Consider the following 1,272-nt stretch of genomic DNA (forward strand, 5'->3'; position numbering starts at 1 on the left):
CGGCTCAGAAGTGCGTTGGTTGGCTCAGCGATGCGTTCAGCGGAGCAAAGCTGAGGGGGTGTGCTGATGGGTGGGGGGCGCTGACCAGGACTAGTTGCCTGCTGCTGTGGGCACGAAAAAAGCCGGGGAGTGGTGCCCGGCTTTTTTCGTGGGGAGGAGGATCCCGTTCCCCACGTTCTAGTGTCCTGCACAGCGGTGGGTGATGCCTATAGCTGGAGGCATCAGCGGTGCTGGATTAGTGCTCTGACGGGAGGCCGGGCCTGGTCTCCCTGGCCTCCCGTGGGAGCGGTTGATGTGAGCACGCCAACTCCCACTTCCAGTGTCTGCCACGCTCCAAAAGGCACCCAAAGGTGACGACAGGTCACGGGCGGGAGGCCTGACAAAGGGTCGATCTGTCGGTGCCGGCACCTTTCTCGGGCGCGCGCCCGAGAAGCACTGTCCCGCATGTGCTGGACAGTGAAGCGTGGAGCAAAGCTATGTTCTATGTGCCATAAAACGGGATCGGCCTCCGGCCGGGGCACCACGCGGGGCGGGTGGGCGCTGCGCTGGGCATGCGAAAGGCCGGGGAGGGGCCCCGGCCTTTCCAGTGAGATGCCTCTTCACCGTGGATCATTCTGCGGCACGGAACCGGCCCATGTCGCCCGTGCCGGCGGAAGAGTCCTCAGGTGGCGGAAGTGAGCTTGTGCCGGTCTCGGGCGCGCTGAACGAGGTTCTGCGCGGCCTTCTCGGAGCAACCGAGGCGGTCGGCGATCTCGCGGTACTTCAGGCCGGCGTTCTTGAGCTCGAGGGCGAGATCCTGCCGGGCCCGAGACCGCTTGATGAACTCGTCACGGGGTTCGGCGACAGCGCGCTGAACCGTGCGTGGGTGGCATCCCACTGACTGCGCGACCTCACGGGCAGTCCTGGTTCGGCGTACAGGGTTCTCAGCGGTCATCGGAGGGCCTCCTGCTGGATGAGTGTGCGGTCGATGCGGCGTTTGTCAGCGGCGCGTTCGCTGAGGCAAGTGCCCCAAGCTTTGCGTCGTTGGTTGGTGAGTTCTGGGGTGATGTTGCGCCAGGTCCAGCGGGCGATGGAGCGGGCCAGGTGCAGCACTTCGACCTCGCCCAGCGGGCCGCGGGTGAACTCCTCAGCGATGGCGGTGAGGTTCTTGTTCACGGCGAAGGCGTGAACGGTCTGCTCCCACTCGGTGGCCTCGTCGTAGCGCAGGCGGGCGCGGTAGGCCCATTGCCGGGTGAGGTGGAACAGGGCGACGTTGCGGCCCACAGACGACGC

General features: G+C 65.9%; 2 protein-coding genes. Both read right to left on the bottom strand.

Going from position 1 to position 1,272, the window contains the following annotated elements; translation table 11 throughout:
* Positions 1-661: 661 nt before the first annotated feature.
* Positions 662-877, bottom strand: coding sequence for a sigma factor-like helix-turn-helix DNA-binding protein (locus tag Q0817_RS19935; protein WP_053004707.1), 216 nt, complete (start codon positions 875-877; stop codon positions 662-664).
* A 53-nt stretch (positions 878-930) separates the two neighbouring features.
* A partial coding sequence (locus Q0817_RS19940; RefSeq protein ID WP_298592227.1) for a primase C-terminal domain-containing protein occupies positions 931-1,272 on the bottom strand: 342 nt, incomplete at its 5' end.

Source organism: uncultured Kocuria sp., assembly GCF_947500125.1.
Taxonomy (GTDB): Bacteria; Actinomycetota; Actinomycetes; order Actinomycetales; family Micrococcaceae; genus Kocuria.